The following is a 15,539-nucleotide window of genomic DNA, read 5'->3' on the forward strand; positions in this document are numbered from 1 at the left end:
CCTTGAACCTATCGGGTATATCCCGCCCGCAGAAGCTGAGGCAAACTACTACAGGCAGCTCGCCAGTCAGGCCGCGATCGCGACCTGACTTAAACCAACCGGCCTCCACGGAACCCGGGGCGATTCAAGATCTTGCTCATAGCGACTCTCAAGTAGATCGTTGAGAGGCTTCAGCGCATTGCGGAAGCCAAAAATTTAGGGTAAAGCGAATACAGATAATCTTGCGTCATTGCGCAGAGACTCTTGGAGGCGATACTCCCATCGTCTCGACATTTGATACTTATCGTGATTTCGGCAGACTCACCTCTACCAGGCATGCGGATGGCCTTCATACCGATTCGGTTTGCATCCGTTGGCGAATACGTCTCGATGATGGTGTTGGTGGCGACTTGGATCTTCATATCTGCACGCTCGCTGATGAAAATTTGCGTCAAGGCAAACGATTTGTCGCAAGCTTGTCGGGTCCCACACCTATACCGAGCATGCTTCTTCGCCTCTTCAGCCGATAGAACTGCATTTGCATACTCTAGTGCTGCAACCTCTTGCTCTTTTTTGCGTTTAGCTTCCTGTCTTTCCCTTTCCAGTGAATCGTTCTCTTTGGTTCGGCTGTCTGCTATGAGGGGATCTACACTGAGGGCCGCAACCGACTGAAGGTTTTCAAGAGCTCTTCCGTATTGATCATCGGAAGCGACTACCCGAAACATGTTTAGGCGGCGCGACTCAACCTCGATACCTTTTCCAGGCGCATGAATTTCTACCGTTCGTGCGATGCTTTCGCGCGAGAAGGTGGATTCGGCTGCCGCGATTAACTGTGGATATTGGCGCATCATTTGCATTGCGCGGGCTTTAACGTCCTCACGAGAGCTGATGAGTCCATCTTCGGCAAATCTGTAAGCCTTGACCCAATCTGACCGAGCAATCGCACGATCAGCCTCTTCCATGTAAGCGACAATGACTGGCTTTTGGGGTGCAAGGGGAGAACAGGAGAGCAGTCCAAATACGGAAACAGACACGAGAGCGGCGAGTACCTGCGTTCGGATCATTACAGCTTTCGTCCATTCCACGCCCAGACGACACGTCCGAGAACGCGTAGCCCCTCACGAGTACCGTTCTCTACCACTACTGGGTCATAGAGTGGGTTGTCGCTCTTTACGATCACAGCTCCATCAGTAATACGGCGTTGGATGCGTTTGATGTAAAGCTCGTTGTTTAGCGCAAGTACATACACAGCATCGACTTTAATGTCGTAGACGCCGCGGTCAACCAGCAAAATGTCGCCGTCTGAGAACGTTGGAGTCATCGAATCGCCATATGCCGTCAGGACCGCAAGACTTTCAAGGCTTGAGATTGTCGGTAGGTGCGTGCGCACCCAAGCCCTAGTCAGTCGGAGGTGGTCAACGACTGTATCGTGCTCAGGCTCAGCCAGTCCAAGTCCCATCGACGCGCGCGCATCGAAGACACTCACGGTGACCGTGTCTGCCTGAGTTTGCGATAGTTGTTGGCCAAGTCTGCTCATCTCGACCGATTCTGCGTCAGAGTTTAGGAGTCGGCCATTCAACGAAGGTGATAGGTCGTCGGCATTTTGGCTTGCCATGTGACTTGGATCACGTTCTATCGGAGCACCCGGGTCATGCAACTTGGCCAAGTCAGAAGCGAGCTGTGGGCTGAATTCCGAAACGGAGACCTTCAGAACGCGAGCGAACTTCACTGCCGCGTCAATGTTCAACGGGATTTTTCCATTGAAGTACTGGCTGACGGTTCCTTGAGACTCCCATCCGCATGCAGCTGCTAGGCCTTCCTGGGTAAGCGAAAGCTCTCGTTTCTTCGCTGTGTAAACAGCCTTCAGGCGGGCGGCGTCAGATCGCTGTTCTGGTGAAAGTGGTTGAGCTGGCATATAGCGATTATTAGCGCGGCTGATTGAACTGCAAGCAGTCCGACGATTGATTTATAAAATCAGTCGGACTAATATGCGCTTCATGAACACCATCATCTCCATCCGCAAACGCCTCGGCCTGTCGCAAGTTGAGTTTGCGGCCGCACTTGGCGTCACTCAGGGGACCGTCTCGAACATGGAGATCGGTCGTTACGTCATCAGGCCAAACCTCGCGCAGAAGGTGATTGAGGTGGCTGCGAGTCACGGGCTTTCGGTGACTTACGACGACATCTACAGGCCAGCAACTCAGCCGACAACACCCCAGGAGGCCGCATGAAGTTGCCCCTTGATCGACTCGCCATTCTGGAACGCGAAGTGATCGACCCTGCGCTTGAAGGCGCCTGCGGCGAAGTCATGCGCTCGGCGGGGTATCCGCACCTCCTTTGGCAGCGCGTCCGCGAGCTTGAACAGCGGCTGCGAGCTTGTGAATCGACGATGCAAGCTCTTGAGCGAGCTGAGTGTCGCCGTCCGACTCTCCGAGCTCGAATCGGCGCCGCGCTAGAGCGTCTTCGTAGTACAGCGCGAGCTCGTGGAGCGGAATCAGCCCTTTCTCGTGAAGCGCGATCCAGAGAGGAGTGATGGTGGTGAATACCAAGCTGCGGATGTCGTTTTCGTTCACGGGCAACCCCTTTGGAGTCAATGGTGTGTGGAAACTTCATTGTATCCAATGTGGGTTGCTCTCCAGTCACGGTTTAATCCATCAGGAGGCCGCATGACCGTTCCCATGAGCCGAAGCGGCCACACCGGGCCACTCGGCAAACTCACTGCCGAGATCAAGATCCGGACCGACGAAGACACCAAGGAGGGGCTCGAACGCATGGCTCGATCTGCCGGGCTGTCGCTCGCCGAGTATGTCCGCGATCTGTTGATGGTCCATGCCCATGGCTATGAATACGTTGCCAGTTTGTACGCGGCACGGCTGTCTCGGGTGGCCGGATTGGGGGCCGCATCGGGGAGCAAAGAGGGCACGTTGCCATGATCGCCCGTGACCAACTGATCGAGCTTGCGGCCGTGCTGCTGTCGCTGTGTCTGGCCATGCTGAACCTGGCCGGCGTGGTGGAACTGTCGGTGGTGGCAATCACCGCCCCGATGTGGGGACTGATCGTGCTGTCGCTGGTGGCGCTGGTGCTCGCGTGGGTGATTCGTGGCGCGATTGAGATTTTCGAGATGGTGCGGGCGGGGAGGGGGCGGTGATGGGTCGCGACGAATTCACGCTTTCTCCGCCTGACGTACGCGAGATCCGCCACTTTCACCTGTTCTGCGGCCTCGGAGGCGGCGCCAAGGGCTTCAACAAGGCATCTCCCCGGGTCGGCAACATGGTCGGCAAGTTCCGCTGCATCGGTGGAATCGACGTCGACGCGCCAGCCATCCGTGACTTCGAGCGCCTGACCGGCGCGCGGGGCACGGTGCTGGATCTGTTCGACCGCAGCCAGTTCATCGACTTCCACGGCGTGGAGCCGCCCGCCGACTGGCGCGAGGCTGGCCCCGCGCACATCCGCGCAGCGGCCGGCGGCGAGTACCCGCATATCGTGTTCCTCTCCGCCCCGTGCAAGGGCTTCTCCGGCCTGCTGGCCGAAGGCAAGAGCAAGACGGCGAAGTACCAGGCGCTGAACCGCCTGACCGTTCGAGGCGTGTGGCTGATGCTGGAAGCCTTCGCTGATGAGCCGCCCGAGCTGATCGTGTTCGAGAACGTGCCCCGCATCGCCACCCGCGGCCGGCAGCTGCTCGACCAGATCGGCGATCTGTTGCGCGCCTACGGCTACGCGGTTGCCGAGACTACCCACGACTGCGGCGAGATCGGCGCGCTGGCGCAGAGCCGCAAGCGCTTCCTGCTGGTGGCCCGCCACATGGCCAAGGTGGCGCCCTTCCTGTACGAACCGGACAAGAAGCGCCTGCAGTCCGTGGGCACCGTTCTCGAGCGCATGGCGTTGCCGGGCGACCCTGCCGGCGGGCCGATGCACCGCGTACCCCGCCTGCAGTGGAAGACCTGGGTGCGCCTGGCCTTCGTCGAGGCCGGCAGCGACTGGCGCAGCCTGAACCGGCTGGCGGTGGAGAACGGGCACCTGCGGGATTACCTGATCGTGCCGGAGCACCGTCGTGGGTACCTGGGCGTGAATGGATGGGACGCCCCGTGCGGCACGGTGCAGGGCGAAAGCCTGCCGAGCAACGGCGCGTTCTCGGTTGCAGATCCGCGCTTCGATCAGTCCGCCAAGTGGAAGGACGGCCAGGCGCTCGGCGTGCGCCAGTGGGGCGAGAGCACCGGTACCGTCGCCGGCCAGCAAGGGCCGCTGCAGGGGGCTTACAGCGTGGCCGACCCACGTGGGGCTGCTGATCCTTCGGCGCTGCACGGCAAGTACAAGGTCGAGTCATGGAGCCAGCCGGCTCGCACCGTCATTGCCGGCAATGCGAACGGCGCCTACGCCGTCGCCGACCCTCGCCCCAACGGCATTCCGCAGTCTGGCGACCACTACCTCACCGGCGGTCACTACGGCGTGGCCAGGTGGGATGAGCCGAGCGGCGCAGTCTCTGCCGCCGCGTGCCACGACAACGGCCGGTGGTCGGTAGCAGATCCACGCGCTTCCCATTTTTCGACATCGATGGAGGGTGCTGCGGAGCCGCGAGTTTGCGATTCGGAGCAAGTTGGCAGTTTCAGCATGCCTGCGCCGGCCGACAAGCTCGTGGCGGTGATCCGCGCCCTGGACGGCACCTGGCACCGCCCATTCACCACCCTGGAACTCGCAGCCCTGCAAAGCCTGGTCGAACCCGAGGAACAGCTCGAGCTCGACGGCCTCTCCGACAGCGCATGGCGCGAACGCATCGGCAACGCTGTCCCGCCTGCCGCCGCCGAGGCCATCGCCGGGGTGATGGGTACAACGCTGCTGCTGGCGTGGAGCGGTGAGACCTTCGCGCTGTCCGCGGCACCCATCTGGGTGCGGCCGGTGGCGGTGGCGTTGAGCGTGGCGCAGGGAGGAGAGCAATGAGTACGCGCGACCTGTCTTTGTTTGAAGCCGGCGCTCGCCTACAGATGACAGAGTCCATCGAGCTCACGGTGCAGTCGATGATGGCCTATGGAACTCAACACGAACACTGGGTATTTGCCTGGTCGGGCGGAAAGGACTCGACGGCCACGCTGACGCTGATCCTGTATCTGATTGCAGTTGGCAAGATTGTTGCACCGAAGCGCATCACCGTTCTCTACGCGGACACGCGGCAGGAGCTCCCGCCACTGGCGATCGCTGCGCAAGAGATCATGGATTGTCTTAATGAGCGTGGAATTGCCTGTCGCATCGTACGAGCATCGCTCGACAAGCGGTTCATGCCCTACATATTGGGCCGAGGAGTACCGCCACCAAACAACAACACGCTCAGGTGGTGCACCCGTCAGATCAAGGTTGATCCGATGACGGTCGCAATCGCTGAGACGCTGAGTGACGGTACAGCGCTCGTGATTACCGGCGTGCGTCAGGGCGAAAGCGCGATCCGCGACCGTCGCATCGAGATGAGCTGCAGCAAGGACGGCGCCGAGTGCGGGCAAGGCTGGTATCAACAGGTATTGCCGGATAGCAAAGGCGTGCGTGGTCGTATTGCAACGCTGGCGCCAATACTGCATTGGCGTGTGTGCCATGTGTGGGAATGGCTACGGCACTGGGCGCCGCTGCCCGAGTACGGTGAGTGGCCAACCGAGATCATTGCAGACGCATACGGCGGCGACGAGGCTGAGGAGATCAATGCTCGGACCGGGTGCGTTGGCTGTCCGTTGGCCCAGGAAGAAAAGGCCCTTGAGGCGATCTTGGCAATGCCACGCTGGCAATGGCTGGCACCTCTTCGTGGGCTCAAGCCTATCTACCGCGAACTGCGTGAGCCACGCCACAGGCTGCGCAAGTCCGGCGCAGAAAAGCTGAAGGACGGCTCGATCGCCGCGAACCCACAACGAATGGGCCCGCTCACCCTTGAGGCGCGCAATTGGGCTTTGGGCGAGATCCTCCGCATCCAGACCGAATGCAACGTCGCCAGGCCGCCGCGTATGCCTGAGCTATCCCTGATTGACGCGGAGGAAGAGGCACGCATCCGAGAACTGATCGCGTCGGGCACTTGGCCGGACGGCTGGAGCGGGGATGAGCCGCACGCGGACAAGTTCCTGGGGGTGACCGTCTATGCAAACGGAGCCGAGCAGCACGACTTGTTCGGGCTAGAGGAGGCAGCATGATCTCCATTTGTCAGTGCAGATCTCGACATCCGCTATTTGATCAGGCTTATCAACAAGCTCAGGACACCAATTGTTGCACCAAGCAAGCCAGTAATGGTCGTGACCCAAAACCCGAAGACCTCGCGGCGGTGTTTCTCTTCCTCGCGGATTCGCGCCTTAACTTCGAAGATGCCTCGTTCAGTGAGAAATGCTGTTTCGTTATTGTCGTAATCCCACTCCATGGAGCGGTACATCTCAGGTTCATCGCGGCTCGGCATTGGAACGTCCAGTTTCGCAGCTCGACGGCTCAAGTGGCGAGTAACGATCACAGCGAGCCAGTTTTCAGCGGCTTGTACGGCCCCCCAGTCTCCGGTGCCGAGCACGCCCGGGGGAGCATCGTCCTCATCCGCTGCTGCTGTGTTCTGCAGCTCGAAAATCCGCCGCGAATGGTCATTTATCTCCTTTTTTTCCGCTCTACGTATGCGCATCTCATCCAGAACGTCGCGGATATAGCTGAAAGCCATAATCTAAGTCAGGGTGATAAAAAGAATAAGTATGCCATCTACGTGAGTTGCGAGGACGCGTAATGGCAAACCAATGGTTTCGCCTGTACGCCGAATTCGCTACCGACCCTAAGGTGCAGATGATGAGCGAGGCAGATCAGCGCCGCTTCATCATGGTGCTGTGCCTTCGTTGCGCTAACGACGATGTAACGTTACACGATGAGGAGGTCGCGTTTCAGCTACGTATCAGCGACGACGAATGGGCACGAACAAAGGCTCGGTTTTTGCAGAAAGGGCTCATTCACGACGACAACACACCGACCGCCTGGGAGCGTCGCCAATTCATCTCAGACTCAAGCGCAGAGCGGGTTCGGCGCCATCGCGAGAAGAAGAAAAAGACGCTGCAACAAGCAGGTAACGTTACAGAAACGCCCCCAGAAGCAGATACAGATACAGAAGCAGATACAGAGGTTCTAAAGAGAGCGTCGACACACTCTGACAGTGTAGGGCCAGTGATCGTCGGTCAGCTCGCTCAGGAATCCGACGCGTCACGAAGGGCAGGGCAGATCTGCAGGCGCCTGCGGGAATCCGGGATGTCCGATGCAGCTGTGGGATACCTGCCCGCAGACACCTGGGCGCAAATCCTTGCACTTCGCACCGACGACGAGATTGTCGAGATTGCGATGGCGAAGCGCGCGAGCCGCCCAAATCAGCGCACTGGGCTCAAGTACGTCGCACCTGCATTGCTCGAGCCACCGCAGCCGATATCCGCCCCGAATGCGCGTGCATCTCCTGGCCGCATGTCCCGAGACGAGAGCCGCGCTATCGCGGCGAGCACCCGACTTTCCGACTTCCGTGCAGCGTGCGCTGCAGACGCAAACCGAGGACAGAACGATGAACGCACCATCGAAGCGCCCACCGCTCCGCGACAGCTGGGTTGAGCGCATCTTCGATCGCATGCAGGGCCTGTACGGCTCGCTGTGGCTCGATCGCTGGCGCAGTGGCGAGGTGATCGAGCACGACGGTCAGCGGTTCGATCGTGGCTTGTTGCTGGCCAAGGCGACATGGGGGCAGGAGCTGGCCGGGTTTTCTGACCACCCTGAGCGCATCACTCGCGCGCTTGAGGCCTGCCGTCATCGCAATCTGCCGCCGACGCTGCCGGAATTTCTCGATCTGTGCCGCCAACAGCACCCCGACGCCCCCGTGGCGCTGCCAGCCCCCGAGGTGCCGCAGGAGGTCGCTCAGGCGCGAGCCCAAGAGCTTCGCCAGGCCGCCGACAGGATCGCCAGCCGGGCATTTGACGGCCTGGCATGGGCCAAGACGCCGCCTGATCGCGGTGCGCGTGGGTCGCTGTGGGAGCGCCGCATCATCGAGCTCGCCGAGCAGGGTCATCCGAAGTTTCTGCGCATTCTCGCCGACCACGTGGAGCAGGGTGTGATCGTCAGCGCACGGGCGAGTGCGGCAATCAACGCGGTTGCAGCTGATGTTGCTGCCTGACATCGAAAGAGGATCGACATGGACGGCTACGCACAGGAATCGCTGTTTGGTCAGGCAGGTGTTGCGATGGAGGGCGGAAGGCAATCGCGCCGCGCTCAAGGTCATGGAAAAGAGCGCCATCTACCCGCAGATTCGCGAAGCGGTGGAGAAGCAGTGGGTACGAGGGAATCGAGGAACGATGAAGGAGTGGCGGTAGTGGCAAGGCATCGAATCAGCGGGAAGGCAGGCGGCGGTCACCTGGCGCTCGGGCGACTCAAGGCCGGCCAGCAAAACAAGACCGAAGCAGCGTATGAGGCGACGCTGAAGGTTCGCCAGGCTGCGGGTGACGTGCTTTGGTACCGGTTCGAAGGACTGAAGCTGCGCCTCGCAGACAACACGTTCTACACCCCGGATTACGCCGTGATGCTCGCGTCCGGACAGATCGAGTGCCATGAGGTTAAAGGGTTCTGGCAAGACGACGCGCGGGCAAAGATCAAGATCGCGGCCGAGCAGTATCCGTTCCGCTTCCTGGCGGTGCGGGTTAAGCCGAAGAAGGACGGCGGCGGATGGGATGTTGAGGTGTTTGAGTGACAGCGACAACGGAAGGGTAAAAACCAATGCGCACAAAAGACCCGAAAACGAAGTCCACCACCGAGATCATTTTCGAGGCCGTGCAGGATCTGTACGCCAGCGAGCAGCTTGTCACGCGCGAGACCCTTGCCGACGTCACCGGCATCAAGCTCGGCATCATCGACGACCGGCTTGGACACCTGGTCGATATCGGCAGGGTTCGTCGCGTGCAGCGAGGCGTCTATGTGCCGATGGAGCACCACGCGCCGGCACGCGCCATCACACGCACCTTGCTGCCCGACGGCGGTTCGATACTCGAGATTGGTGACGAGGTGCTGCAGCTGACGCCACGCGAAGCGCGCCTTCTCGGCGAGCTCATGGCCGGTGCCGGGCAACAGTATGCGTCGGTACGCATTGGGCTGGAGGCCGAGCAGCTTGCATCTGCTATGGCGGCGAAAATGCGGGAGCTCGAGCGCTCTGTTCGTGCGCTGGAAAGTTCGTCACCCCTTGTGGGGCTGGAAGGCGCGAGTTGATGTGGGGAGGATGGGAGGCATGATGAGAGACGACGCCTTCCCCAATCAAGACAACCCAGCGCCTGAGAAAAAGTCACCTCCGGACTGGGAGCGCATCGAGCTCGACTATCGGGCTGGGATCAAGAGTCTGCGCGAGATTGCGACCGAGCACGGCATCTCCGAAGGCGCCATTCGCAAGCGCGCCAGGCGTGACGGGTGGGAGCGTGACCTTTCAGCGAAGATCCAGGCGAGAGCGGAGGGTCTGGTACGCAAAGAGGCGGTACGCAGTGAGGTACGCACGGAGCGTACTGCGTCCGAACGGCAGATCGTCGAAGCCAATGCGCAGGGCGTCGCTGATGTGCTGCTGTCACACCGACGGGACATCCAGCGCACGCGTACTGTCGTGATGGCGATGATGGCCGAGCTCGAAGCATCCTGCGGCGAGGAACAGGCTGCGCTGCTCGTGCAACTGGGCGAGATGATGCGCAATCCCGATCAGTACGGTCGAGACAAGTTCAACGACCTCTATCAGGCGATCGTATCGCTGCCCGGCCGCGCGAAGACCATGAAGGATCTGGCGGCGTCCCTCGCGACCCTGGTCGATAAGGAGCGTGAGGCATTCAACATTGGCGCCAAGACGCCAAACGGGGAAGAGCCGGCCGGCGGCGCCCGTGCATTGACCGATGCAGAGCGTGCGGTTCGGCTGTCGCGTCTATTTGCCTCGAGCCCGGAAGTCGCGGCTGCGATGCTGAAACGGGTGACCGGAAATGGCTGATACAGCTGCGCTCGACACCGCTGCGATGTTGGAGCTGGTCAAGCAGCTGGACCCTGCTGCGCGCGCAGAGCTCGATACGATCCTGATGGCTGGCGACGCGCCGCTGTGGGTGCCGCAGGATGGGCCGCAGCGGCAGGCATTTGAGTCTGCAGCCGATATCGTTTTTTACGGTGGGGCAGCAGGCGGCGGGAAAACCGATCTGCTGCTGGGTCTATCGCTCACGTCGCAACAGCATTCGATCATTTTCCGACGCGAGGCCGTTCAACTCGTCGGCATCGAGGAGCGCATGACCGCGATCCTCGGCACCCGCAAGGGCTATAACAGCCAGGACGGCGTCTGGCGCCTTCCGGGTGGACGCGTCATGGAACTTGGTAGCGTGAAGGAGCCTGGCGACTGGATCAAGTACCAGGGGCGCGCCCACGACGCCAAGTTGTTCGACGAGATCTGCCACTTCACCGAAGCGCAGTTCCGGACACTGATCGGCTGGCTTCGGACGGACAGGCCAGACGTTCGGCAGCGGGTTGTTTGCGCCGGTAATCCACCCACGACTGCGGAAGGTGAATGGGTGAAGCGGTACTGGGCGGCCTGGCTCGAGCCGACTCACCCTAATCCCGCGAAACCGGGCGAACTGCGCTGGTATGTGACCAACGAGAAAGGTGAGGATCAGGAGGTTCCAGGGCCCGAGCCAGTCATGGTTGGCGAGGACCTGACACAGCCGAAAAGTCGCACGTTCATCCCGTCCTCGGTCAACGACAACCTGTTCCTGCTTTCCACGGGGTACAAGGCGACGCTACAGGCGCTGCCGGAGCCGCTACGCTCGCAGATGCTGCGTGGCGACTTCAATGCGGGGGCGTCTGACCCTGCATGGCAGACGATACCAACCGAGTGGATCAAGGCTGCACAGGCCAGGTGGAAGCCGCGCGACGCGAAAGGGTTGATGACTGCAGTGGGGTTTGATCCCGCTCGAGGTGGCATCGACAAGTCTTCGATCGCTCGGCGTCACGGCAACTGGTTTGATCAGATCGTCTCAGCGCCAGGCGCGGTAACCAAGGACGGGCCAACAGCAGCTGGATTTGCCGTGCCGCTCGTGCGAGACGGAGCATGCATCTGCATTGACGCCATCGGGATCGGCTCGAGCGCACTCGATTTCCTCGTGGGGCTGAACCTTAACGTGCTCGCCGTCGTCGGCTCCGAGTCGGCATCTGGCATGGCCAAGGCAGGCAAACTGCGATTCAGAAACCGCCGTGCCGAAATGTACTGGCGCCTGCGCGAGGCGCTTGATCCGACAGCCCCCGAGCCTATCGCGCTGCCACCCGATCCGGAGCTGCTCGCCGACCTTGCAGCGGTTCGCTACAAGGTTGTGACCATGGGAAAGGTGGCTGCAATCCAGATGCGCGACAAGGACGAGGTTCGCGAGGCGCTCGGCCGCAGCCCAGACAAAGGCGACGCTGTGGCCATGACTTTTGTCGACGGCATCCCACCACCTGGCGCTACAGCGCAGACCTACCACGAACCCCCACCGCCTGACTGGCGAACCTGATCACCCGGAGCACCCGCACACCATGCTCGCAAACCTGACCCACGACACAGACCTGCCCGAGGCCGATACGCCGATCTCGATCGACGAGTTTGCACAGATCGTCCGCGAAGCCATCAATCAGCCGCCGTGGCGAGTAAATGCCGACAAGGAGGCCGACTACGCCGACGGCAACCAACTCGACTCCGAACTGCTTCAAAAGCAGAAAGCGCTGGGCATCCCACCGGCCAAAGAGAACATCATCGGCCCAGCCATTGCCGCAGTGTGTGGCTACGAGGCGAAGACCCGCACAGACTGGCGCGTGACGCCTGATGGAGATCCAGGCGGCCAGGATGTGGCGGATGCGCTGAACTATCGGCTGAACCAGGCAGAGCGGCACAGCCACGCTGATCGCGCGCTCTCCGAGGCGTTTCGCCCGGGCGCGGCCGTCGGCATCGGCTTCGTGGAGGTCGCCAGCGCGTCGAACTCGCTGCAATTTCCGTACAAGTGCCGATACGTGCATCGCAACGAGATTTGGTGGGACATGTCGTCGCGGGAGCCTGACATGTCCGACGCCCAGTGGCTGTTCCGGCGTCGCTGGGTAAATCGTAAGCGCGCAGCCCGGATGTTTCCTGAGCACCGCGACATCATCTTGCGCGAGGCGGACAAGTGGATCGCCGATATGGCTGGCGAGATGCTGGAAGGCGGGCAGTCGACAGGCCTTGCTCAGGCCATGGAGGCCGAGCGCGCCTGGACGGTGCAAGAGGATGCGTGGTTCAACGAGGAGAACCAGCAGGTTTGCATTACTGAACTCTGGTATCGGCGATGGGCCGAGGTGAGCATCCTCAAAGCGAAGAATGGGCGTGCCGTGAAGTTCGACCCCAACAACGAACTACACCAAGCTGCGCTGGCAACTGGCCGTGCAACGCTTCAGACTGAAGTGCTGCCGCATGTCCGCCGCGCGTACTGGATGGGGCCGCATCGGCTGCATGATGGTCCGAGCCCGTACCCGCACGAGCACTTCCCCTACGTGCCCGTTTGGGGATATCGGGAGGACATGACCGGCGTACCTTTCGGCCTGGTTCGCGACATGCTCTTTCCGCAAGACAATCTCAACGCCTCGATCAGCAAGCTGCGCTGGGGCATGTCTGCCACGCGTACGGAGCGCACGAAGGGTGCTGTCGCGATGGATGACGCGGTGTTCCGACGCGTTTCTGCCCGCGTTGATGCCGATATCGTGCTCGACGCAGAACATATGGCTCGACCAGGTGCGCGCTTTGACGTCAAGCGCGACTTTCAGTTGAACAATCAGCAGTTCCAGTTGATGGAGGACAGTCGGCGTGCGCTCGGTCGCGTGAGCGGCATCAGTCCAGCCTTTTCCGGGCAAGAAGGGACCGCGCGCTCCGGCATTCAGGAGCAAACGCAACTTGAACAATCGCAGGTCGGAATCGCCGACCTGATGGACAACTTCAAAGAAGCACGGCGAATGGTGGGCGAACTCCTGATGGCGATGATCATCGAGGACATGGGGCGTGAAGAACAGACCATTGTGATTGAAGGCGATACCCTTAACCCGCCGCGCACGGTCGTTCTCAACCACCCCGAGACCGATCCGGCCACCGGCCTGCAATATTTGTCGAACGATGTGCAGCGCACCCGGCTGAAGGTCGCGCTTGAGGACGTGCCGAGCTCGAGCAGCTTCCGGGCGCAGCAACTACGTGCGCTGTCTGAATCGACAAAGGGCGCACCGCCTGATTTGCAGCGCGTGACGCTGCCGTTCATGGTGGATCTGATGGATCTGCCACGCAAGAAGGAGGTGGTTCAGGCGATCCAGGCCGCTGCCAAGGCCCCAGACCCGGATCAGATGCGCGAGGAGATCAGGCGGGAGCTGATGTTCGAGCTGAAGGAACGTGAACTGTCCATGCGAGAGGCCGAGAGCGAGGCCAAGATCAAAAAGCTGATGGCCGAAGCGGTACAAACTGGTGTCCAGGCTGCATTCAGCGCGATGCAGGGCGGTGCTCAGGTGGCGCAGATGCCGATGATTGCCCCGATCGCCGACAAGATCATGCAGGGCGCCGGCTACCAGCGCCCGGATCCGATGGGCGATGATCCAAACTTCCCGGTACCGAACGGCCCGGCGCCTGACATAGAGCCTGTAGGAGATACTGCGGTGCCGCCTGTTCGCAACAACACCAGCCCGACCTTCCCACCGGTACCGGATGATGGCGCCTCGCCGATGCGGGGTATCGAGACGGCCGAGACGGAAGATAACTTGCCTGTGTAGGTTTATTGTGTCGGAGGAGGAGGCTGCGGTTGAGCCGGCTGCTGCCCCTCGCTTTTGATCGCTGGGGTTTGAGGAGGATCGCGGAAGGCGTACAGGCGATTCACAAAGACGGTCACGGATGCGAGCAGGAACGCAGAGACAAAAAGCCCCACGCGTGCCCATGAATCCCGGCTTGATTCGTTCACCGGGAACAGCTTGGCTTCGACGAAGCGATCCAGCTTACTGACGACATACCCCGACAGAAATGCCGAGATCACCCCAGATATCTGCTGAAAATGCTCCCGCTCGGCGTCCGAGAATGGCGCAAAGGCCGTTCCGATAATCCAACCGCAAAGCGCGCCAATCAGAGCAACCAGCCTATTTGCGTTCACTGACGACTGGTCATCCGCCGCACCGCCGACCCGGCTTGTCAAACTCCAGATCAGGGCTGCAAAGAAGACAAATGCAATTCCCGTGAATATCACGGTACCCGGGGCATTTGTTTTGAGTAGATCTTTGACGGTGTCGTACCACATGACGATCCCCTTGTGACCCGAATCAGATCAGCATAGATCACATTTGAATACCTGCAAGTGCCCGGATTTGTTGTGATTGATTGCAATCACCCCCTGTAGGGCTGGAACTGTGTTCGCGTGCGCACCGACACTGCCTGTGCATTGTTGCAGAGCAGCTTTGGAGAAGCGCGCACATGAACGTGAAGGACATGACCGATGCCCAGATTCTCGAGGCAGCCCTGGAAGGGACGCTGAACGAGGATACGGCATTCACACAGGACGAGCCGCAGGGTAGCGCGGATGACGGCAATGCGGCGGATGCTGCGGCCAGTCAATCCACAACGACGCCTGCAGTCACCACCGCGCCGACTGACGCCGCAAGCGCGGTCGACACTGCCTCTTCTGCTGCGGCATCAGCCGCCGACCAGGAGCCGGCAGGCGCCCCCATCCTGAGCAAGTCCGGTAACTACACGATCCCGTACCAGAAGCTGGCTGAAGCCCGCACTGAGCGCGATGCGCTGCGCGCGGAAGTGGAAACGCTCCGACAGCAGATTGGCACGCTCACCACGCAACAGCAGCAGAACCTCGCCGACGCCCAGGCCGGCGCACAAGGCCGTGCGGATGCCGGTCAGGCGCAGACGCAGGCGGACGCGAACCTGGCTGCAGCGACCCAGGCGCTCGCACAGGGTGTCGACATGTCCGTGTTTGGCGATTTCTCGGAGGAGTCCATCGCCAAAGGGGTGGCCGAGGTCAATCGTCGCGCGATGGAGCAGGCGCAGACCCAACTGCGCGCTGAATTCGCCGAGACGCTCCAGCGTGAGCTTGCGCCGCTGCGCGAAGAGCGCCAGGAGCGCGTGATCCGCGAAGCCCAGACGGCATCCAGTGCGCACGAGTCAGCCATTTTGCAGGCGTACCCGCACGCCTACGAGATCGCCGACTCGGCAGAGTTCGACGCCTGGCGCAACAGCCTGCCCGCGTTTGCCCGTGCGGGCGTGGATCACGCCATCGCGGTCGGCAGCTCACAGCAGGTGATCGAGGTGTTCGACGCCTTCACCAAGTCGCAGCCGAAGCCTCAACAGCAACAGCAATCCAGCACTCAGCAGACCGCGCCGGAGGCGTCGAAGCCGCGTGTTCCAGTCTCACTTTCTGACGTGCCCGGAGCGGCGCCCGTCGACGAAACACAACAGACGCTTGCGATGGCCGGCAATGCCGGCGCACTGCTCGATCGCGTGTCAGGCATGACGCGAGAGCAGATCGATGCGCTGATGGACCGAATCTGATCTGAACTCA

General features: G+C 61.1%; 18 protein-coding genes. 13 read left to right on the forward strand and 5 right to left on the reverse strand.

Features of this window, described 5'->3' with window-relative positions; genetic code table 11:
- Positions 1-170 precede the first annotated feature (170 nt).
- Both DNK49_RS18955 and DNK49_RS18960 read right to left on the reverse strand, forming a co-directional pair.
- Positions 171-1,043, reverse strand: a complete 873-nt coding sequence (locus tag DNK49_RS18955) for a hypothetical protein (RefSeq protein WP_110528333.1) — start codon at positions 1,041-1,043, stop codon at positions 171-173.
- Positions 1,043-1,894 (reverse strand): LexA family transcriptional regulator, encoded by an 852-nt coding sequence (locus DNK49_RS18960; RefSeq protein ID WP_110528336.1) that lies wholly within the window; start codon positions 1,892-1,894, stop codon positions 1,043-1,045. Before DNK49_RS18960 ends, DNK49_RS18955 begins: the two co-directional genes overlap by 1 nt.
- Positions 1,895-1,976: 82 nt before the next feature.
- On the opposite strand from DNK49_RS18960, the gene DNK49_RS18965 reads away from it, so the two are divergent.
- Complete coding sequence (locus DNK49_RS18965) at positions 1,977-2,210, forward strand: helix-turn-helix transcriptional regulator (protein ID WP_165843383.1); 234 nt, start codon at positions 1,977-1,979, stop codon at positions 2,208-2,210.
- Positions 2,211-2,285: 75 nt separating this feature from the next.
- Here DNK49_RS18965 and DNK49_RS18970 read toward each other — a convergent pair whose 3' ends face one another.
- Complete coding sequence (locus tag DNK49_RS18970; RefSeq protein WP_133255127.1) at positions 2,286-2,552, reverse strand: hypothetical protein; 267 nt, start codon at positions 2,550-2,552, stop codon at positions 2,286-2,288.
- Between the two features lie 93 nt (positions 2,553-2,645).
- Between DNK49_RS18970 and DNK49_RS18975 the strand changes: the two genes are divergently transcribed.
- The 4 genes from DNK49_RS18975 to DNK49_RS18990 are packed head-to-tail and all read left to right on the forward strand — an operon-like array spanning position 2,646 to position 6,140.
- Positions 2,646-2,912: a plasmid mobilization protein gene (locus tag DNK49_RS18975; protein ID WP_110528344.1), complete on the forward strand. Its 267-nt coding sequence runs from the start codon at positions 2,646-2,648 to the stop codon at positions 2,910-2,912.
- On the forward strand, positions 2,909-3,127 hold the full coding sequence (locus tag DNK49_RS18980) for a hypothetical protein (protein ID WP_110528347.1): 219 nt from the start codon (positions 2,909-2,911) through the stop codon (positions 3,125-3,127). Before DNK49_RS18975 ends, DNK49_RS18980 begins: the two co-directional genes overlap by 4 nt.
- Complete coding sequence (locus DNK49_RS18985) at positions 3,127-4,914, forward strand: DNA cytosine methyltransferase (protein WP_110528350.1); 1,788 nt, start codon at positions 3,127-3,129, stop codon at positions 4,912-4,914. The genes DNK49_RS18980 and DNK49_RS18985 overlap by 1 nt, the downstream gene beginning before the upstream one ends.
- On the forward strand, positions 4,911-6,140 hold the full coding sequence (locus tag DNK49_RS18990; protein ID WP_110528353.1) for a phosphoadenosine phosphosulfate reductase domain-containing protein: 1,230 nt from the start codon (positions 4,911-4,913) through the stop codon (positions 6,138-6,140). The genes DNK49_RS18985 and DNK49_RS18990 overlap by 4 nt, the downstream gene beginning before the upstream one ends.
- Before the next feature lie 32 nt (positions 6,141-6,172).
- On the opposite strand, the gene DNK49_RS18995 is transcribed toward DNK49_RS18990, so the two are convergent.
- The gene (locus DNK49_RS18995; RefSeq protein ID WP_110528356.1) at positions 6,173-6,643 is read right to left on the reverse strand and encodes a hypothetical protein; all 471 of its coding nucleotides are present in this window, start codon (positions 6,641-6,643) and stop codon (positions 6,173-6,175) included.
- 62 nt (positions 6,644-6,705) lie between these two features.
- On the opposite strand from DNK49_RS18995, the gene DNK49_RS19000 reads away from it, so the two are divergent.
- From DNK49_RS19000 to DNK49_RS19030, 7 genes are read left to right on the forward strand one after another with little or no spacing between them, the layout of a single operon-like run.
- Complete coding sequence (locus DNK49_RS19000; protein WP_110528359.1) at positions 6,706-7,563, forward strand: hypothetical protein; 858 nt, start codon at positions 6,706-6,708, stop codon at positions 7,561-7,563.
- The gene (locus DNK49_RS19005) at positions 7,517-8,119 is read left to right on the forward strand and encodes a hypothetical protein (protein ID WP_110528362.1); all 603 of its coding nucleotides are present in this window, start codon (positions 7,517-7,519) and stop codon (positions 8,117-8,119) included. Before DNK49_RS19000 ends, DNK49_RS19005 begins: the two co-directional genes overlap by 47 nt.
- 18 nt (positions 8,120-8,137) lie before the next feature.
- Positions 8,138-8,689 carry a PDDEXK family nuclease gene (locus DNK49_RS19010; RefSeq protein WP_243632446.1) on the forward strand — a complete coding sequence of 184 codons (552 nt, stop codon included), beginning with the start codon at positions 8,138-8,140 and terminating at the stop codon, positions 8,687-8,689.
- Positions 8,690-8,715: 26 nt separating this feature from the next.
- Entirely contained in the window at positions 8,716-9,201 is a 486-nt protein-coding gene (locus DNK49_RS19015) for a hypothetical protein (RefSeq protein WP_110528368.1), read from the forward strand.
- Between the two features lie 19 nt (positions 9,202-9,220).
- A complete protein-coding gene (locus DNK49_RS19020) occupies positions 9,221-9,955 on the forward strand; it encodes a hypothetical protein (RefSeq protein WP_110528371.1) in 735 nt (244 codons plus the stop codon).
- Positions 9,948-11,495: a terminase family protein gene (locus DNK49_RS19025; RefSeq protein ID WP_207807047.1), complete on the forward strand. Its 1,548-nt coding sequence runs from the start codon at positions 9,948-9,950 to the stop codon at positions 11,493-11,495. The genes DNK49_RS19020 and DNK49_RS19025 overlap by 8 nt, the downstream gene beginning before the upstream one ends.
- Positions 11,496-11,517: 22 nt before the next feature.
- The gene (locus DNK49_RS19030) at positions 11,518-13,755 is read left to right on the forward strand and encodes a portal protein (RefSeq protein WP_110528373.1); all 2,238 of its coding nucleotides are present in this window, start codon (positions 11,518-11,520) and stop codon (positions 13,753-13,755) included.
- A 2-nt stretch (positions 13,756-13,757) separates the two neighbouring features.
- Here the strand turns inward: DNK49_RS19030 and DNK49_RS19035 are convergent, their stop codons facing one another.
- Positions 13,758-14,270: a hypothetical protein gene (locus tag DNK49_RS19035; RefSeq protein ID WP_110528375.1), complete on the reverse strand. Its 513-nt coding sequence runs from the start codon at positions 14,268-14,270 to the stop codon at positions 13,758-13,760.
- A 173-nt stretch (positions 14,271-14,443) separates the two neighbouring features.
- On the opposite strand from DNK49_RS19035, the gene DNK49_RS19040 reads away from it, so the two are divergent.
- Positions 14,444-15,529, forward strand: coding sequence for a hypothetical protein (locus tag DNK49_RS19040; protein ID WP_110528378.1), 1,086 nt, complete (start codon positions 14,444-14,446; stop codon positions 15,527-15,529).
- Positions 15,530-15,539: the final 10 nt, after the last annotated feature.

The sequence above is a fragment of the Parazoarcus communis SWub3 = DSM 12120 genome (assembly GCF_003226565.1).
GTDB lineage: Bacteria > Pseudomonadota > Gammaproteobacteria > Burkholderiales > Rhodocyclaceae > Parazoarcus > Parazoarcus communis.